Annotated in this window: 15 protein-coding genes; 10 read left to right on the top strand and 5 right to left on the bottom strand. The window is 41.4% G+C overall.

Going from position 1 to position 18940, the window contains the following annotated elements:
* The first annotated feature begins 176 nt into the window (after positions 1-176).
* Positions 177-2264 (top strand): TonB-dependent siderophore receptor, encoded by a 2088-nt coding sequence (locus tag ABDV70_RS03370; protein WP_343595404.1) that lies wholly within the window; start codon positions 177-179, stop codon positions 2262-2264.
* Positions 2265-2401: 137 nt separating this feature from the next.
* Here the strand turns inward: ABDV70_RS03370 and rsfS are convergent, their stop codons facing one another.
* The 5 genes from rsfS to ABDV70_RS03345 form a co-directional block, all read right to left on the bottom strand.
* On the bottom strand, positions 2402-2809 hold the full coding sequence (gene rsfS / locus ABDV70_RS03365) for a ribosome silencing factor (protein ID WP_343595403.1): 408 nt from the start codon (positions 2807-2809) through the stop codon (positions 2402-2404).
* A 79-nt stretch (positions 2810-2888) separates the two neighbouring features.
* Positions 2889-3677, bottom strand: coding sequence for a TIM barrel protein (locus ABDV70_RS03360; protein WP_343595402.1), 789 nt, complete (start codon positions 3675-3677; stop codon positions 2889-2891).
* Positions 3670-4563 carry an NAD(P)-dependent oxidoreductase gene (locus tag ABDV70_RS03355; protein ID WP_343595400.1) on the bottom strand — a complete coding sequence of 298 codons (894 nt, stop codon included), beginning with the start codon at positions 4561-4563 and terminating at the stop codon, positions 3670-3672. The genes ABDV70_RS03360 and ABDV70_RS03355 overlap by 8 nt, the downstream gene beginning before the upstream one ends.
* Before the next feature lie 9 nt (positions 4564-4572).
* Entirely contained in the window at positions 4573-5361 is a 789-nt protein-coding gene (locus ABDV70_RS03350) for a crotonase/enoyl-CoA hydratase family protein (RefSeq protein ID WP_343595399.1), read from the bottom strand.
* Between the two features lie 128 nt (positions 5362-5489).
* Positions 5490-8309, bottom strand: a complete 2820-nt coding sequence (locus tag ABDV70_RS03345; protein WP_343595397.1) for an ATP-binding protein — start codon at positions 8307-8309, stop codon at positions 5490-5492.
* A 148-nt stretch (positions 8310-8457) separates the two neighbouring features.
* On the opposite strand from ABDV70_RS03345, the gene cysM reads away from it, so the two are divergent.
* From cysM to panC, 9 genes are all read left to right on the top strand, one after another.
* Complete coding sequence (cysM, locus tag ABDV70_RS03340; RefSeq protein ID WP_343595395.1) at positions 8458-9387, top strand: cysteine synthase CysM; 930 nt, start codon at positions 8458-8460, stop codon at positions 9385-9387.
* Between the two features lie 9 nt (positions 9388-9396).
* Positions 9397-10239 (top strand): 3'-5' exonuclease, encoded by an 843-nt coding sequence (locus ABDV70_RS03335; RefSeq protein WP_343595489.1) that lies wholly within the window; start codon positions 9397-9399, stop codon positions 10237-10239.
* Complete coding sequence (rlmD, locus tag ABDV70_RS03330) at positions 10236-11639, top strand: 23S rRNA (uracil(1939)-C(5))-methyltransferase RlmD (protein WP_343595393.1); 1404 nt, start codon at positions 10236-10238, stop codon at positions 11637-11639. Before ABDV70_RS03335 ends, rlmD begins: the two co-directional genes overlap by 4 nt.
* Positions 11640-11659: 20 nt before the next feature.
* Complete coding sequence (locus tag ABDV70_RS03325; RefSeq protein WP_343595392.1) at positions 11660-13960, top strand: bifunctional (p)ppGpp synthetase/guanosine-3',5'-bis(diphosphate) 3'-pyrophosphohydrolase; 2301 nt, start codon at positions 11660-11662, stop codon at positions 13958-13960.
* A 92-nt stretch (positions 13961-14052) separates the two neighbouring features.
* Entirely contained in the window at positions 14053-14808 is a 756-nt protein-coding gene (gene mazG / locus ABDV70_RS03320) for a nucleoside triphosphate pyrophosphohydrolase (protein WP_343595390.1), read from the top strand.
* A 462-nt stretch (positions 14809-15270) separates the two neighbouring features.
* Complete coding sequence (gene pcnB / locus ABDV70_RS03315; protein ID WP_343595388.1) at positions 15271-16731, top strand: polynucleotide adenylyltransferase PcnB; 1461 nt, start codon at positions 15271-15273, stop codon at positions 16729-16731.
* Positions 16728-17258 (top strand): 2-amino-4-hydroxy-6-hydroxymethyldihydropteridine diphosphokinase, encoded by a 531-nt coding sequence (folK, locus tag ABDV70_RS03310; protein WP_343595387.1) that lies wholly within the window; start codon positions 16728-16730, stop codon positions 17256-17258. Before pcnB ends, folK begins: the two co-directional genes overlap by 4 nt.
* The gene (gene panB, locus ABDV70_RS03305) at positions 17255-18064 is read left to right on the top strand and encodes a 3-methyl-2-oxobutanoate hydroxymethyltransferase (RefSeq protein ID WP_343595385.1); all 810 of its coding nucleotides are present in this window, start codon (positions 17255-17257) and stop codon (positions 18062-18064) included. Before folK ends, panB begins: the two co-directional genes overlap by 4 nt.
* 3 nt (positions 18065-18067) lie before the next feature.
* Positions 18068-18913, top strand: coding sequence for a pantoate--beta-alanine ligase (panC, locus tag ABDV70_RS03300; RefSeq protein ID WP_343595383.1), 846 nt, complete (start codon positions 18068-18070; stop codon positions 18911-18913).
* The last annotated feature ends 27 nt before the right edge of the window (positions 18914-18940 follow it).

Raw genomic sequence — 18940 nt, 5'->3', positions numbered from 1 at the left:
TCTGCGAATCATTATTTTAAAGGGTATACAAAAAACCAATAAATTTATAGGTTTAAGAAATACTCATACATTTAATAAGTTGCACTTAAAAAATTGTTACATTTTTATTGAGAAAGATTATTAATACAGTTACTATTTGCAATAGTTTTTATCTGTTTGAACAGTTGTTGCCCTTTATGAAAAAGACTCATTTTTATATGCAAAGCAGTTTGGCTCTGGCTTTATCTGCGCTGATACAGCCCGTATTTGCAGATGATATCACGTTGTCCACGATCAAGGTTCAGGCAAAAGAAAATCATCAGCAAGATCCTTATGCTGCAACTACGGCAACGGCAGTACTTCGATCAGATGCCTCATTATTTGAAACAGCACAATCTATTAGTGTTGTAACACATCAACAAATCGAACAAAAACAAGCAAAAACTGTTTCAGAAGCGTTAGAGGGTGTAGCTGGGGTCACATCAGGGCAGTATGGTCGCCGTGGTTGGGATGATTTTATTATTCGTGGGCAAGTGTCGAGTAATCAAACCTACATAGATGGTTTACGCATCCAAGCATCGGACAATGTTTTACGCTCTGAAGATATTTCAGGTATCGAATCTATTGATGTGGTTAAAGGTCCGACATCCGTTGGATTTGGTATGGCGTTGCCAGGTGGACTTGTCAATTTAACCACTAAACGTCCGCAAGCTGAAAGCTTTAATCGAGCAACATTAAGTTATGGCAGCTATAACTTAAAAGAAGGTACGTTCGATATTAACTATGCGTCCAATAACACGGCAAAAGGGGCTTTTCGTGTCGTGGGTCGAGTCGCAGATCAAGATGATCCAACAGATGACGTGTATTTCAAAAATTACTACATTGCGCCATCTTATAATTTTGATCTCGGTGAAAAAGACGATTTGTCAGTCATTGCGAGCTATCAGCATCGTGAATATATCCGCCAACAAGGAATACCATATAGTAACGGAAATTATAAAAATTATTCACATAGCCTTTTCTTTGGTGTACCTGGTTATGGTTACGATGTTAATGTTTATCGCATAGGCGCAAACTATGCACATTATTTTGATAACAATTGGACATTTAAGCAAAACTTTGCAGTGACCAAAACTGACTTACAAGGTAATCCTGTTTTAGCACAAAATGGTGCAACACTACCTACAATTAAGCGTGCAATTAATAATCAAGATAAGCAAGACGTAAATTTTGCACTGGATAGTAATTTACAGCGCACTCTCGATTTTGGACATATCACCGATGATGTGATGATTGGTTTGGATATGATGCATGAGCGTAGTAATTATTATCGCCGTAATGATACGATAAATGCGTTTAATGTAAATAACCCAAGTGATGTTATTTCTAGTACAACAATTGGCACACCAACCAAAGAATTGACTTATAGCCAATACGCAGGGCTGTATCTTCGTAACACGATTAAGATTGATGATAAATGGATTGTCGGTTTATCTGGTCGCCATGATTGGACTCAAGTACGAATTGATAATGTTCTAAAAAATACGAGTACTCAAAATTCAGATAATGCCTTTACGGGCAGTGCCTCAGTGATGTATCACATTAATGATATGTTTGCACCTTATGTCAGTTATTCAACATCTTTTATGCCTGTGACAGACTCAGGTGAAAATGGTGAATTACTGAATCCTGAAAAAGGTAAGCAAGCTGAAGTAGGGATGAAGTTTCAGGCGTTAGCTCAGCGTTTACAAGGTTATGTGGCGTATTATGATTTGACTCGTCAAAACGTCACTGAGCCAGATATTAGCGGCGATTATTATGTCCAGATAGGTGAACAAAAGACTAAAGGCTTTGAAACTGAACTTACAGCATCATTAACAGACCAATGGAATGTGTCAGCGACCTATAGTTATATTCCGACAGCAAAAACCACTGCAAGTACTACCGCCAATGATATCGGAAAACGGACAAATTTTGTCCCTAAAAATGCAGGAACGTTGTCCACTCAATATTATTTTGACTCAGATAAACTAGGTTGGAATGTTGGTGCAGGACTTCGTTATCAGGGGGATCGAACTGCACAGCGAGGAACGGCATATGTTGATTTGCCAGGCTATGTTGTATTTGATGTAAATGCAGGGTATGAGGCTAAACATTGGGGAGCTGGTTTAAGTATTAAAAACTTATTTGATCGTGATTATCTTGCAGGAACGACTCCAAATGCACAGTTAGTGAACTGGGGGGATCCACGTATGATTCGTTTTAATGTGAAATTTAAATATTAATTTGTTGGTGTTCGTATTTATTGAATAAGTCTAAAGTTAATTTGGTTATTCGTAAAAAAGGAGGAATCATGACTGAGTCCTCCTTCTTTTTATAGCTTATAGCTGTTTTATACAGATATCGTTCTGTATAAAAGCTTTTATGCTACAGACATATCTGGTGTAGCGCGCCATAAGCTTTCTAGGTCGTAAAACTTACGGGCAGTAGGCAGCATTACGTGTACAACAACATAACCAAGGTCAATGAGAATCCACTCGGCATCACGTTCACCTTCGATTCCGATAGGACGGAAACCTGCTTTACGTGCTTCATCAGCGACGTTATCTGCAAGGGCTTTGACGTGACGAGTTGATGTGCCGCTTGCAATGATAATTGCATCTGCGACATTGCTGATATGGCTTACATCAAGTTCAAGAATATCTTTTGCTTTTACATCTGTTAAGGCTTCATGAACGACATCTAAGCAAGCCTGTACATTGTGCTTATCTGTATTATTCATAGAGAGTTCGTGCGAATTAGAAGCGCTGGGCGATGGTTCTAAATTCATATAAGGTTAATTTTCCTGACAATTACTCATCATCTAATATAGTCTTTTTAAGCAAAAAATTCAATTCCTTGTGTAAGGATTATTCAATATGATCAAAAAATTGTTGTTTCCATGCAAAACTCAGTTCCGAAGAGGTTTTTGGCTTATATTCGGCAGAGGTAATCCCTGTATAGTCTGAGTGCTTGATCCAGTTAAAGATTTTTTTGTAATGAATTGAACCTGTATTCGGTTCATGTCGATCTGGACAATCGGCAAATTGAATGTGTCCAATCTGTGTAATATTTTCTTGCAAAGTTTCGAGTATATCTTCACCCATCATTGCCATGTGATAGCAGTCAAATTGGAGTTTGAGTGCAGGATGATGCACCGCATCTAAAATATCTTGTGCCTGTGCAATATTCTGAATTAAGAAACGAGGCATATCTGTGCCATTAATCATCTCAATTAAAGGCTGAATGTGATAATCCGCAAGTGCCTGTACTGCTAGTTTTAGATTGCTCGCCAGAGTGTTTAGGCAAGGGAGAAGGTCGGTATCAAGCGGTTGTTTGCCCGCCAAAATATTGACATTAGGTACATGGAGTAGTGTGGCATAGCGTAAGCCAAGTTGTAAGGCCTGATAAAACTCATGTTCTTTGCCCGGAACCCCAGCCAAACCTGCACCACCTTGCATTAAATCTCCCGCAGGGAGGTTAATCAGACAAAGGTTCAAGCTGTATCGTTCGAGTTGCGTTCTAATTTGTTCTACAGTCAATTCATAGGGAAACTGGATTTCGACATGGTCAAAGCCATGTTTTCGGGCTAAGGCAAAGCGTTCAATTAAAGGAACTTCGGTAAAAATCATGGAAAGATTGACGGCAAGTTTAATCATTTTTATTCTCCTGCGGTAATGTCGATGGATGTTCAACGTGTTCAATTAGTGTTGATAGGTCTTGTTGTGCATAGCCTGCGTGTTGATGTGTTGTGAGTTGTTGTAATGCTTTTTGTGCAACAGGAATATCGAGTTGATAGTGCTGTGCAAGATGTACGGCATTGGTCAAATCTTTGCTGAGCGTCTGGACTTTCCATTGGACAGGTTCAAAGCTGTGTTCTGCCATGCGTGGAGCTAAAATTTGAAAGGGTTTTGAGTCGGCAAAACCGTTCGCCAATGCTGGTGCAAGAAGCTGTGTGTTGACGCCTGCTTGTGCGGCAAGTGCAACCGCTTCAGCAATTAGGGTACTGCTTGCTGCAACAATGAGTTGGTTACAAATTTTAGTGGCTTGTCCTGTGCCTGAGTCCCCCATGCGTGTGACTCGCTGAGCCAGAGGCTTATAGACAGCAGCAAGAGATGTAATGATCTGTTCATCGCCACCAGCAAAAATAACCAGACTGCCTTGTTCAGCGCCAGTTGTACCTCCTGAAACAGGAGAGTCAATCCAGATGGCGTGTTTTTTCTGGGCAGCTTGTGCAAGTTGTTGTGTCGCTTCAACCGATAGGCTAGAAAAATCAACCAAAATTTGACCAGACTGCAAATAGGGTTCTATCTGGTTGAAAACTGACTGAACGGCGGTGTCGTCGGCCAGACAAAATAAAATGATCGGATAATCCGAAATATTGGTAAAGTCTAAAAGACTTGCGCCCATTTTTTCTAAAGGTGCACACGCAGTGCTGGTTCTGTTCCAGACGGCAACTTCAAAATCTGCATTTAACAGGCGTGTTGCCATACGACTGCCCATTAACCCCATTCCAATAAAAGCAACTTTGTGTTTTACATCCATGAATGATCCCTAATATTGACGAGTCTGATATTGCAAGTTGGTATTTTTATCTTTTAAGCGTGCGATACGACTATTTTTACCAAGAATTAGCTTGAGTTGCCAGATTTTTTCTAAGTGAAGTGTTTTACATGGCGATTGGCGAACGATGGCTTGTACCACTTGTTTTGCGGCATGAATTGCGTCAGGTGAACGGTTTGCAATTTCTTCTGCGAGGGCTTGTGCATGTTGCAAGGGGTGTTCGGAAAGATGGCTGACGAGTCCGATGCTGTGAGCATATTCTCCATCAAAAATTCTGGCGGTGTAGGTCAGTTCTTTTAAAACATCAGTTTTGACAAGTCCGCGAATACTTTGGGTTAGTCCCATATCAGGCACGAGTCCCCAACGGCTTTCCATAATCGAAAGCTGCGTTTGGGGATGGCAAATGCGCAAATCTGCTGCTAAAGCAAGTTGTAACCCTGCACCCAAACAATAACCTTCAATGGCACAAATGACGGGAACAGGAAGGTCTTGCCAAACAAGACAAGCTTTTTGAAATAAACTTTGTGATGGTTTGATGAGTTCCCACAGGGCAAACGCGCGTTTTGAAGAGGAGTTGAGATCGGAGAGGTCAATACCTGCACTGAAAATATGTGCTTCGCCTGTCAGAATGACTGCTCGAAGGTGACGATCCTTTTTGAGTTTTCTGGCTGTGTCATAGAGCTCTTGTAAAAGTCTAAAGTTCAGGGCATTTCGTTTTTCTACACGGCTCAGATATATCGTGGCAATGTTATTGTTCTTTTCTATACGCAATAAGCTCATTGCTTCGTATCCTTGAAGAAGTGGCAATTTTTTACAGCTTAGCAGGTTTTATTTTTCTGAGTGTGGACAGCAGAGTCAAAATTTGTAGACTGACAATGCTGTCATCAAAAGTTAAAGAAATTGACTGATTAAGATTTTGAATGTTGTTGTAACACATGTTGAGCGGTGTCACGTGTACGACTGATCACTAAAATCAAATCATCAAATCGTTTTAAGACGCCTTGGGTAAAGGTATCATCTGCGCGACGTTGTTCTTTACGCAGTGTCGAAACAAATTGTTCAAACTCGCCTGTGACTTGTTGCAGTTTGGGTGTGCCGACATATCGGGTTGCGCCATATAGACGGTGTAATACATGTTCGAGTTGAGGGAAGTCTTCTAGTTCAATGAGCTGCTGCATTTCATCGAGTTCAGTTTTGAAACTATCGACCAGCATTTTGAGTAAGTCTAAAGCGAGGTCTTCTTTGTTCGCAGCAAGTTTTAAACTCAGTTGCCAGTCTAAAATTTCGAGATCAATTTCATCTTTATCTTTATTGGCTTTGTTTAAAGCAGGTAAAGAAGTGGTGTTTTCAAACTGTTGATCTGTCCATTGAATTAAAATCTGAATCAATTGTTCAATTTGAATTGGCTTGGACACATAGTCATCCATACCCACAGCCAGTAATTTTTGTTTTTCGTCTGCCAAAGCATGTGCTGTTAATGCAATGATCGGGAATCGGATATTTTCCATGGTCGATTCGAGTGAACGAATGGCACGGGTCGTGTCAATGCCTGACATGACAGGCATTTGAATATCCATGAAAATCAGGTCGAACGGCTTTTGTTTTTGATCAAGCTGTTGCTGAATCAGGGTAATGGCATCTTGGCCACTTAGGGCTTTGGTGGTTTTTACATTTAATTCGCCTAAGAGTGCTTCAAGTACAATCAGGTTCGGTAGGTGATCATCGACGGCCAATACATGTAAACCCTGGCCATCAAATGATTGAGATTCTTCATCTCCAAAGTGAATTTGGTTGCTTAAGAGTTGAACCAGTGCGTGTCGGCTTAATGGTTGATATAACGATGTTGCACGGAACTCGCTGAGCATGTTCGGATCGACTGACATCTGATAGCCGTACACAGCAAGGTTGCCTTGGTAACGACTGCGAATTTCTTTGAGTAAAGCGTGTGTATCGCCACCATGATCGACAATCACCCACGTATTTTCGCTGTTTTCCAAATTATTTAAACGGCTAAACAAGTCCAGTAAAGAAACTGCTTCGGTATGTTGAGCCTGATAATTTTCGAGATAATGACGCAGTACATTGGCAGAAGCAGGGTGCGACAAGAACGATACGGCATGAACTTGGTTAAAGTTAAAGTGCAGTTGCTCTTGTTCTTCATCAACTAAAAACTTAGCTGTAAACCAGAAAGTAGACCCTTTTTCGGTTGGTGCACGTTCCTGATTATCTTCAAAACCAATTTGCCCATGCATGAGCTGAACCAACTGTTTGGAAATGGCTAACCCAAGCCCTGTTCCACCAAACTGGCGAGTGACCGAAGCATCCCCTTGAGAGAACGATTCAAATAACTTTTTACGGTCATTGCCATGTACCCCAATCCCACTGTCTTGCACACTAAAATGAATGGTGCATTCGCCAATGTCATCGTGTTCCATTCGTGCGCGGACAATAATTTCACCTTCGGGGGTAAATTTAATCGCATTTGAAATCAGGTTGGTCAAAATTTGCTTAAAGCGCAGCACATCCCCAATGACTTGATGTGGTAAGTCATAAGCGAAATAAAAGGCGATGTTAATATTTTTTTGTGCGGCTAGTGGTGACAGCATGTCCATCGAATCAAACATGGCACTTTCAAGTTCAAAAGGTGCTGTTTCCAGTTCAAGTTTCCCAGCGTCAATTTTTGAAAAATCAAGAACATCGTTAATCAGAGCCAATAAATGTGCCGAAGATTTGCGAATGGTTTGTAGATAAAGATTTTGTTCGGTATTTAGATTATTTTGGCGCAGCATTAAATGAATAAAGCCATCAATACTGTTTAACGGTGTACGTAGTTCATGGCTGATATTGGCAAGAAAAACCGACTTGGACTGGTTGGCAGAAATTGCCTGATCTCGTGCCTGACGGTAAGTAATATTTTGAACTTCTAAGGTGTCGAGTGTACGACGTAAATCATCTTCGGTCTGTTCGGTGTGTTCTTTGAGTTCAAGAAAACTGTAATGTAAGCGTTTGAGTAAGTTGGCAATATCTTTTTGCAATAAGCGCAGTTCTCCACTGCTGTTGAGTGAAACGGGCTGATCCAGATTGTCCGCATTGAGCCGTTGTAGCTGCATGCGAATTTCATATAATGGCGCAATCCAACGACGTGTATAAAAATTCAGACACATCATTAACAGCAAAAGTGTAATAAATACAGTAATGATCAGGACAGTTAAAACACGATAATGCGCAAGTTCTAGCGGTTTGTTGTCAAGTTCAATGAGTAACCAGCCGGACTGAGCAGAAGCAGGCGTGAGTTTGATGGCATAAATAGTGTTGTGATGTAAATGAATTGGGCCAATAAAACCACTGCTGCTGTTAATTTTAGGCCAAGCCAATTGGGATTGATAGCCGATACTAATTTTTGTTTGTCCGTTGGCATCGGCAATACTGGCACGTTGTAAATAGGCTTCACTGAGCATACGTAGTAAAATATTTTGGACTTTTTGCTTTGATTTAGGGTCTTTTTCTAAGGTATATGCCAGTAATTCAGCAGTTTTTTGGTAACGAGATAAAATCGCAATGGCAACATGGCGTTGTTGGCTACGGGCGGCAGCAGAGGTTTCTTGAAGTACAAGGGTACTGCCTACAGCCGCAATAATTGCAATAGGAATAAAAATAAGCGCAACGAGCTGCCCATAAGCATGGTTGAGTTGTAAGCGTTGGAATATGGATTTTTTTAGTTTCGCCATGATCGCTGCAAATTATTCCTAATCCGCTGCATATTAGCATGTTTTTTTAAAGGAATTGTGCATTACTTGGCATTATAAAAATCAGGAAATGGATGCAGCAAGCCACATTTTTTCATACAATAGGCGCACCTAAATAAAGGTATAGGCTATGAGTAATCACAATCCAGATTTTTTCGCAGACGAGTTTTTATTAGATCACTATGTAGGGAAAACCCCGTTGGTTCGTTTACAGCGTTTAGGTTGTTGTACGAATTCTACGGTACTTGCGAAACTTGAAGGAAACAACCCGGCGGGTTCTGTTAAAGATCGACCAGCATACAATATGATTATGCAGGCTGAAAAACGTGGTGATATCAAGCCTGGTGATACACTCATTGAAGCCACCAGTGGTAACACAGGTATTGCATTGGCGATGGTTGCGGCAATGCGTGGCTATAAAATGAAATTACTCATGCCAGACAATATGAGTCAAGAACGCAAAGATGCGATGTTGGCTTATGGTGCAGAACTGATTGAAGTAACACAAAAAGTAGGCATGGAAGGTGCACGGGATATTGCATTACAAATGCAGGAACGTGGTGAAGGGGTAGTGCTGAACCAGTTTGGTAACCCTGACAATCCAAATGCACATTACTTGACAACTGGCCCTGAAATCTGGGCGCAAACAGGCGGTAAGGTTACCCATTTTGTAAGTTCAATGGGAACTACAGGCACGATTATGGGCGTGTCAAAATATTTAAAAGAACAAAACCCTGATATTCAAATTGTAGGCTTACAGCCAGGTGAAGGTTCAAGCATTGCAGGTATTCGTCGTTGGTCGAAAGAATATCTGCCAACGATATTTGAACCATCGCGGGTAGATCGTATTATTGATATTCCTCAAATTGAGGCTGAAAAAATGATGCGTAAACTTGCAAGAAATGAAGGCATTAGCGCAGGAACATCTTCGGGTGGCGCAGTTTGGGCAGCCCTTCAAATTGCGCAGGAACAACCTGATGCTGTCATTGTCTGCATTATTTGTGACCGAGGCGACCGTTATTTGTCTACGGGTCTGTTCTCTGTGCAGGATAAAGAATAACACTTGAGGATACACGTGCGCTTACCGATTTTAGTTTTTGATATCGAAACCATTACCGATTTAAATGCGGGAGCGCATTTGTATCAGTTGCAGGATCTCTCTGATGAAGATGTAGAGTCTGCATTAAATAAATTGCGTCGTCAGGAAAGCGGAACCGATTTTCAGCGTTTGCCATTGCATGAAATCGTGTGTATTTCAGGATTATGGGTCGATGAAAAAGGATTCAAGCTGTTTTCATTTAGTCAGGCTCAATATACAGAAGCCGAATTACTGAAAAAGTTTCTGTCTATTTTTGACAAGAGAACTCCAGTGTTGGTGAGCTGGAATGGAATACAGTTTGATTTGCCTGTGATTTTATTTCGTACCATGTTACATGGTTTATCTGCACCGAACCTGTTCGATCAGGGTGAAGTTAATCGTCAAAAACGCTTTAGCAATTATCAGAACCGTTACCATCAACAACATGTTGATTTGATGGATGCTATGGCGATGTTTAATGGGCGAAACTTCCAGAAACTCGATGATATTGCACAATTACTCGGGTTTCCGGGTAAGCGTGAAGGTGCAGGCTACCTTGTTCCTGAACAGGTCAAACAACAGGCTTGGACCGATTTAACCTGTTATTGCGAAGGCGATGTGCTCAATACATGGTTAATTTATCTGCGCTGGATGCTTCTTAAAGGACAATTGTTACTTGAGGATCATCAGCAGTTGATTGCCAACACTATTGCATTTTTGAAAACTCAGCCGCAACATCAAGATTTTTTAACCATTTGGAAAAAAAATGCACAAGCAACGCCATTTAGTGCGGGTGCATTTCCTGTACAACAATCATCGTGGGTACAAATTTGAAAAAACATATAAAGTCACGTGCAGCTACAACGCCAGAACAGCATGTTTTTCAGGTTACGTCACTTTCGCATGAAGGGCGAGGCATCGCACTTTATCAGGCTGCACTTGGGCATCCTGAAGCAAAGCAAGGGAAAAAAGTATTTATCCAGTTTGCTTTGCCAGAAGAACAGGTGCGGGCACAAATCACCCATCAGTCTAAACGGCTAGATGAAGCAGATGCGATAGAAATTTTAGGTGAACCATCGAAAGACCGTGTGACACCCATTTGTAAACACTTTGAACAATGTGGTGGTTGTAACCTGCAACACATGCATCCTGATGCACAGATTGCATTTAAGCAGCAGGTTCTCGCCTCTCATTTACAACATTTTGCTGGTGTAGCACCAGAACAATGGTTATCGCCTATTCGTTCATTACGTCAGGATTATCGCCGTCGTGCACGTATTGGTGTGAGATATTTACCTAAACTAGATCAGCTTGTGGTCGGGTTTCGTGCACGTAACAGTAATCGTCTAGTTGATATTCAACACTGTCCTATTTTAGATCAGAAACTAGACCAACAATTGCCTGCATTAAAGCAACTACTCCAAAGTCTAACAGGCAAGGCTGATATTGGTCATATAGAATTAGCGATGGGCGATACAGACATCGCACTTTTGGTACGTCATACCGCAGCGTTAAGCAAGTCTGATCAAACCAAGCTATTGGCCTTTGTGCAGCAACATCACTGGCAACTTTATTTACAGTCAGGTGATGCCCAAACGCTACAGCGTGTAGATCTGGAAAAAGCGCCTGCACGTTTGCATTATGCCTTGGATGATTTTGAGGTGAAATTTGCGTTTTCACCGCTTGATTTTACGCAGGTCAATGCGGACGTAAATCAGCAAATGATTCATTTGGCATGTGAATTGCTAGATTTGAAATTAGGTGAGCGCGTATTAGACCTGTTTTGTGGGTTAGGAAACTTTTCTTTACCCTTGGCGCGTTGTGTTGGCGCAGCTGGACAGGTGATTGCTGTGGAAGGAAGTGCAGAGATGGTCTTGCGTGGTGCAGAAAATGCTGAGCAAAACAATCTCACACAGTTACAGTTCTTTTCACAGGATTTAACAAAAGACTTTTCAAGTCAATCTTGGGCCAAACAAGGATTTGATGCATTATTAATTGACCCTCCTCGCTCGGGGGCTGAAGAGGTCATGCATTACATTTCAAATTTTGGCGCAAAGCGAATAGTTTATGTTTCGTGTAATCCAGCAACACTTGCCCGAGATACAGGTATACTTACACAACAGGGATACCAATTGAAGAAGGCGGGAGTGATGGATATGTTTACACATACGGGTCATGTAGAATCAATTACCCTGTTTGAAAAAACAGAACAAATTAACGACGATAATGAATGACACGATAATAGGAGATAGGTATGGTCACAGTACGTGAACAGTTACCTGAACGACTAACTCAGTTGTCAGAAGAAACGACTGTCGAACATGCCCTACAGGCACAGCAGGATCTAGAAGAATGGCTAGATCGAGTCCGTCATCATTTAGATGGGGCTAAGCTCATTAAACTTGAACAGGTTGCACGTCTTACCTTAGAAAAAGAATTAAAAACAACATTGAACCATCGTAGTAATACTTTTGCTACGGGTATTGGTATGGCGAATATTTTGGCGCATCTTCATGTTGATGAAGACACCCTGATTGCCGCTGTATTATATCGAAGTGTCCGAGAAGGATTAACCTCTTTAGAAGAAATTCATGAACTCTATGGTGAGAATGTCCTGAGCCTTGTTCAGGGGACTTTGTCAATGGGTAAACTTTCAGAGCTCATTGAACAAAACAAGCGTTTAGAAGACCATTTTAATAATAACCAGCAAGAACATTTAACTGGTATTTATAAAATGCTGATCTCGGTTACCGAAGATGTTCGTGTTGTTTTGATCAAGTTGGCCGAGCGTACTTACGAGCTTCGGGAACTGGCAAAATCACCGAAAGAACGTCAGGAACGGGTAGCACGAGAAATCTTGACCATTTATTCCCCTTTGGCACACCGTTTGGGCATTGCTCAACTGAAATGGGAACTTGAGGATCTCGCTTTTCGTTATTTAGCGCCTGAACGCTATAAAGAAATTGCAACTTTACTCAATGAAAAACGTCTAGAACGCGAACAGTATATTCAGTCGGTCATGAACCGTTTAAAAACGGAATTGGCAGATGCTGATATCGAAGCAGACATTACTGGACGAGTGAAACATATTTATTCGATTTATCGAAAAATGAAGAGTAAAAACCTCAGTTTCGACCAGTTATATGATATTCGCGCATTGCGTGTTTTAGTGAAAAATGTCCCTGAATGTTACCATGTGTTGGGCATAGTTCATCAGATTTGGCGGCATATTCCACATCAGTTTGATGACTATATTACCAACCCGAAAGCCAATGGTTATCGTTCTTTGCATACGGCTGTGATTGCGGAAAACCGATCACTTGAAGTGCAGATTCGTACCACTGAAATGCATGAAGAAGCTGAGCTTGGGGTATGTTCTCACTTTAACTATAAAGAAGGTTCTAAAACGACTGATTTTTCATTTAATCATCGTTTGCATTCTTTACGTGCGGTGCTTGAACATTATCAGGAACGTAACGAAAGTAGTGCTCATCCTAAAGATGAAGATGATTTTGAAAAGATTCAGGATTTTGAAGATTTTGAAAAAATCTATGTCTTTAGCCGTGATGGCGATATTAAAGAATTGCCACGTGGTTCAACGGTACTGGATTTTGCTTATCATGTGCATACCCAAGTGGGGAACAAATGTTATGCCGCGAGGGTAAACCAGCGTTATGTGCCGTTGACTTATGCGCTAAAAACAGGTGAACAAGTTGAAATTTTAACCAAAAAAGACCGCGAGCCAAACCGTGACTGGTTGGTAAGTTCTTTAGGTTATATCAAAACGGCTCGTGCCCGTGACAAGTTACGTCATTGGTTTAGACAACAAGACCGTAGTAAAAATCTGGAGGTGGGACGTGAGCTTCTCACCAAAGAATTACAACGCTTGGCGATTCATCCAAAAAGTATCGACTTAAACGAATACTGTAATCACTTCAATGTGAAATCGGGTGATGACATTCTGATTGGATTGGTGAATGGTGATATCAGCCTGCATGCGCTGATGAATCAAGTCAACCGTCACATGAATATCGATCAGGATGAGCCAGAGCTGGTCTTGAAGCCTGCATTGAACCCACGTGCCAGTCATACCTTGTCTGCACATGGCATACTCATTGATGGTTTGGACAATGTCGAGCTGCATATTGCTCAATGTTGTCAGCCTGTGCATGGCGAACCGATTGGTGGATACATCACCTTAAACCGTGGTGTTAGCATTCATAAAGTCGGTTGTTCAGATTATCAACGTATGATCAAGCAAGAACCAGAGCGTGCAGTAGATGCGGATTGGGAACTACAGCCTACCCGTGGTCAAAGTGTACAAATTGTGGTGGAAGCGTATGATCGCCGTGGTTTGTTGCGTGATCTGACACAGGTAATTTTTGCGGATCAAATCAATATCCGTCAGGTGAATACTATTTCTGAATCGGATGGTATTGCCAACATGAAGCTCTTGATTGAAGTAAAAGGTCTGGCACAACTATCACGTTTGTTGGCAAGACTTGAGCAACAGCCTGGCATTATTAGTGCGCGACGTTTAGTTCAAGGAAACTAAGTTCACAATGAGCACCCGATTGGTTATACAACGGTATGACGAATCGGGTGTTTTTTTATTTGAATCATTTTTAAAGCAAATGGAATATCTTCATGGCAGTTGAACAGTTATTGGCAGTGATGCGGGAATTACGAGAAAAATGCCCGTGGGATCAAAAACAAACACCACAAAGCCTGACCAAATATGCCATTGAAGAAGCGTATGAAGTTGAGGATGCTGTTCAAAAAGGAAGTCTGGATGAAATCCGTAATGAACTTGGTGACTTGTTATTACAGGTGGTGTTTCAATCCCAAATGTATCAGGAACAAGGCGCATTTACCTTTGATGACGTGGTGGAAGCTTTAATTGAAAAGCTGATCCGCCGCCATCCGCATGTATTTCAAACAGAACAATTTTCAAATCTATCTGCGGACGAAGTGACTGCGTTATGGCAGCAAATCAAGCAACAGGAAAAACAGGGTAAAACCACATCCTTGCTTGATGGTGTAAAGCATGGGCCAACATTGGTTCAGGCAGAACAAATTCAAAAAACAGCAGCGAAAATAGGTTTTGATTTTCCTGATACGACTGGTGCTATCGAAAAGTTTCATGAAGAATGGCAAGAGTTACAGCAAGCGATTGCAAGTCAGGAAACCGACCAAATTGAAGCTGAATTTGGCGACTGTTTATTTTCCCTGATTAATGTAGGGCGTAAATTACACTTGTCAGGTGAAATGGCATTGCTGCGAACTAATCGTAAGTTTAGACAGCGTTTTGCTTATGAGGTTGAAACGCTGAGTTTGGATGAAATGGATGCCTTGTGGGATAAAGCAAAAGAGCAAGAAAAAGCTGGCAGATTAGATGGATAAATTGCTGTTGGAAGCATAATTGGGCTATTGCTGTTGTGGTTGAAATACATCAAATGTTGATGAGATTTATGCTCAGTGGAAAGCGAGATAACAAGCAGTATTACCCAATTAAGGAAAGCATAGCCAATCAAATTTTGCTTAAAGTACAAATATAAATCGGGCTTTAGTTCTGAACTTGCAGCAGAAATTACTTGGTGTTGGCGATAAAAAATATAAGTCATGTTGGATATCGTCAGCAACCTGACGAATGCAAATATATGGCAGTGTTATAAATATAAAAGGTATTGAAGATCAACTTTTAAGAAAAATTCGAATAGATTACGTTTATAATAAGTCCAGTAATGCGTAGCTGATCCGCATTAAAAAGTTTAGGTGCAAGATTCAAATTGCCCTTTGTCAGTCTATGCACTATGATTAGCGACGATTCATAATATTAACTCCAGACGTAGGAGAGAGCGTCTTTTGCACACCTTACGCGCGTCAAAATATGGTTTATCCATCAAACAATTACCATCTTCCATTGTTGAAGTGATCGATGCCCTGACCAAAGCAGGTTATGATGCATACATCGTCGGGGGAGGCGTTCGTGATTTAATGCTCGGATTACACCCTAAAGACTTTGATGCAGTAACCAATGCCACGCCTGCACAGGTAAAAGAAGTCTTTGGCCGACGTTGTCGGATTATTGGTCGACGTTTTGAGCTGGCTCATGTGTATGTTGGACGTGATTTAATTGAAGTTGCAACTTTTCGTGCACCTCCTAAAAAAGCCGTCACCAGTGCGCAAGGTATGATCCTGCGTGACAATAACTGGGGCACAATAGAACAAGATTTTGCTCGACGCGATTTTTCAATTAATGCCTTGTACTACCAGCCACGCAAAGGTCAGGTTCTTGATTTTTGTGAAGCTATTCATGATATTAAGAAAAAAACCTTACGTCTATTAGGCGAACCTGCATTACGCTTTGAAGAAGATCCTGTGCGTATGCTGCGTACTTTGCGTTTTGCAGCAAAACTGAATTTTGAAATAGCAGACGAAATTGTAGATATTTTTACTCCTGAAATGACGCAGCTTTTGCGGGATGTTTCACCGCATCGTCTATATGATGAATCCCAGAAATTATTTACCATGGGGCACTTACAACGTGTGCTGCCATTGTTAATCGACTTTGGGGTATGGAAACAACTGTTTGCAGAAGTTCGTCCACAGGTAACCGACTTTATTGAGTTGGCTGCTAAAAATACAGATCAGCGAATTCAGATTGGAAAAACCATCAACCCTGCATTCTTTTATGCTGTTTTGTTGTGGGATAACTTTCTAGAGCGTTGTGAATATTATTACAAAAAAGGCGTCGTACCTGCTGAAGCACGTGCTCAAGCTGCCTTGGATGTATTAAAACGTCAGTCGACACGTACCGTGATTCCTCGTTTTGCCGAAACATTCATTCGTGAAGTGTGGGAAATGCAAACGCGGTTATTAAATCCAAAACCACAACAAATTCAGGCTTTGGCGGGGCATGCCCGTTTTAGAGCAGGGTTTGATTTTCTATTGCTTCGTGAAAAATCGGGTGATCGTTCAACCGAAGGCATGGGTCAGTGGTGGGATGCTTATCAGAATATGACCACTGATGAGAAAGAAAAAGTGATTGCGCAATATAACCGTCAGCGTGCGAAAAAACGTCGTACTGCCGTTGTTGTCGCAGATGAATCTGAAACCCATACTGAAATAACACCATTGGTTGAAGAAAGAGAGGGGCGTCGTCGTTCACGTAGTCCTTCACGAAACCGTGGCGAGGCGCAACAGACCAAACGTCCTGAACGTCCAGATACAACGTTATCGGATCTTGACCAAAACCATCCAATTTTGAAACGTAAACGTGTACAACGTGATTTAAGTCAGGTGATTTTTGGGCCGACACAATGACAGTCAAAGCATATATCGGATTGGGGAGTAATCTTGGCGATTCACTGCAAATTTTGCAGCATGCGGTTGCGCAGTTAAAAACGCTAGGAATGGTGCGAGTTTCAAAACTTTATTGCACACCACCCATGGGGCCGCAAGATCAACCTGATTATTTAAATGCAGTAGTTGAACTAGAAACTGATTTAGCACCACTTGAGTTACTCGACCGCTTACAGCAATTTGAACAGGATTCGGGACGTGTTCGTTTACGCCGTTGGGGCGAACGGACACTGGATCTGGATTTGTTACTTTATGGTCAGCAAAATATTCAACATGAACGCTTAACCGTGCCGCATGTTGGTTTGCTAGAACGAGATTTTGTCATTATTCCATTGTTGGATTTAGATGCTGAACTACAGGTTGCACAGCATGCACTCAAAACATTGCCTGTTGTCAAAACGTCTACATTAACCCCTATACAGTCAGAAAATTGGGCCAGTGTTGATGGTGAAGTTGTGGTTCAAAAACATGTAGAGGAAATGAAATGATTAGTCTGAACGATTTAAGACAATTCAAACTTCAAGGAAGAAAATTCTCGTGTTTGACGTGCTATGACGCAAGCATGGCCAAAGTCATGGAAGTGGCAGAAATTGATTCTATTCTGATCGGTGATTCATTGGGGATGGCGATTCAGGGACATGATTCGACACTCCCTGTTAGTGTGGCTGATATGGTTTACCATACCGCAGCAGTACGCCGTGCCAATCAGCATGCTTTTATTATGACTGATTTACCTTTTATGAGTTATGCAACTGTGCCAGACGCCATTGCCAATGCACGTGCGGTCATGCAGGCAGGCGCACAAATGGTTAAAATTGAAGGCGGAGCATGGTTGGCTGAAACGGTTGAAGTTTTGACCCGAAATGGCGTTCCTGTCTGTATGCATTTGGGATTAACACCACAGTCTGTACATGTTTTTGGTGGGTATAAATTACAGGCGAGAACACGCGAAGCTGCGGATCAACTCTTAGATGATTGTCATGCTTTGGTGAATGCTGGTGCAGCAATATTATTGCTTGAGTGCGTTCCTGCCCAGTTAGGTAAAGAAGTTGCTGAAACCTTTCCACATATTCCTGTGATTGGGATTGGTGCAGGCAATGAAACCGATGGTCAGGTGCTTGTCGTGCAAGATATGCTAGGACTAACGATGGGTAAAGTCGCAAAATTTGTGCGTAACTTTATGACAGAACAATCAGGTTCACAGGCCATTTTAGATGCCTTCCGAGCGTATCATCAAGCGGTTCAGGACCAAAGTTTTCCTTCATCAGAATATACTTTCCAAGTTGAGCTATAAACCATGAAAACAGAAACCACCATACAAGGATTAACAGCGTCACTTAATCCTGCTCGTGCATCACGTAAAATCATTGGTTTTGTTCCAACTATGGGAAATTTGCACGAAGGTCACCTTAATTTGGTGCGTGAAGCACGTAAATTATGTGATGTGGTTGTGGTCAGTATTTTTGTCAATCCAATTCAATTTGGACCAAATGAAGACTTTGAAAACTACCCAAGAACACTAGAGCAAGACAGCCGATTACTTGCCGATGTGGGATGCGATATTATCTTCGCGCCGACAGTAGAACAAATGTATGGTAAACAACCAAGATTAACCAACATTTCTGTAGCTGACATCACTCAAGATCTTTGTGGCGCTTCACGCCCTGGACATTTTGATGGCGTTGCGGTGGTTGTAACCAAATTATTTAATATTGTTCAGCCAAATTATGCTTTTTTTGGCGAAAAAGACTATCAACAATTGACTGTTATCCGTCAGTTTGTGCGAGATCTTAATATTCCGTTAGAAGTGATTGGTGTACCGATTACTCGTGCGGCAGATGGTTTGGCACTCAGTTCACGTAATGGTTATTTAACAGAAGCACAACGTGCTGCTGCTCCAGCCATTTATCGTAGTTTGAAACAGGCGGAACAAAATTTGCATGAAGGGCAGGCATTAAGTGATGTTCTGCAAACCATCAAAACCAGTTTAACCGAAGCAGGTTTTGAAGAGGATTATGTTGAAGCACGTACTCCTCAGTTGCAACCAGTAACGGCATTTGAGCAAGATACGATGTTATTTGTTGCCGCAAAACTAGGTTCAACGCGCTTAATTGATAACTTACTTGTCAAATATATCGAGTAAACTCCCTTTATAATACAATGAGAGTAG

The organism is Acinetobacter sp. (assembly GCF_039596015.1).
Classification (GTDB): domain Bacteria; phylum Pseudomonadota; class Gammaproteobacteria; order Pseudomonadales; family Moraxellaceae; genus Acinetobacter.
The sequence above is the reverse complement of the archived record's forward strand: the minus strand, read 5'-3'. Positions and strand labels throughout refer to the sequence as shown.

Bases quoted from the DNA above. Each gene is read 5' to 3' on its own strand.
- ABDV70_RS03370 (WP_343595404.1), top strand. From the start codon at position 177: ATGAAAAAGACTCATTTTTATATGCAAAGCAGTTTGGCTCTGGCTTTA.
- rsfS (WP_343595403.1), bottom strand. From the start codon at position 2,809: ATGAATTTAGAACCATCGCCCAGCGCTTCTAATTCGCACGAACTCTCT.
- ABDV70_RS03360 (WP_343595402.1), bottom strand. From the start codon at position 3,677: ATGATTAAACTTGCCGTCAATCTTTCCATGATTTTTACCGAAGTTCCT.
- ABDV70_RS03355 (WP_343595400.1), bottom strand. From the start codon at position 4,563: ATGGATGTAAAACACAAAGTTGCTTTTATTGGAATGGGGTTAATGGGC.
- ABDV70_RS03350 (WP_343595399.1), bottom strand. From the start codon at position 5,361: ATGAGCTTATTGCGTATAGAAAAGAACAATAACATTGCCACGATATAT.
- ABDV70_RS03345 (WP_343595397.1), bottom strand. From the start codon at position 8,309: ATGGCGAAACTAAAAAAATCCATATTCCAACGCTTACAACTCAACCAT.
- cysM (WP_343595395.1), top strand. From the start codon at position 8,458: ATGAGTAATCACAATCCAGATTTTTTCGCAGACGAGTTTTTATTAGAT.
- ABDV70_RS03325 (WP_343595392.1), top strand. From the start codon at position 11,660: ATGGTCACAGTACGTGAACAGTTACCTGAACGACTAACTCAGTTGTCA.
- mazG (WP_343595390.1), top strand. From the start codon at position 14,053: ATGGCAGTTGAACAGTTATTGGCAGTGATGCGGGAATTACGAGAAAAA.
- folK (WP_343595387.1), top strand. From the start codon at position 16,728: ATGACAGTCAAAGCATATATCGGATTGGGGAGTAATCTTGGCGATTCA.
- panB (WP_343595385.1), top strand. From the start codon at position 17,255: ATGATTAGTCTGAACGATTTAAGACAATTCAAACTTCAAGGAAGAAAA.
- panC (WP_343595383.1), top strand. From the start codon at position 18,068: ATGAAAACAGAAACCACCATACAAGGATTAACAGCGTCACTTAATCCT.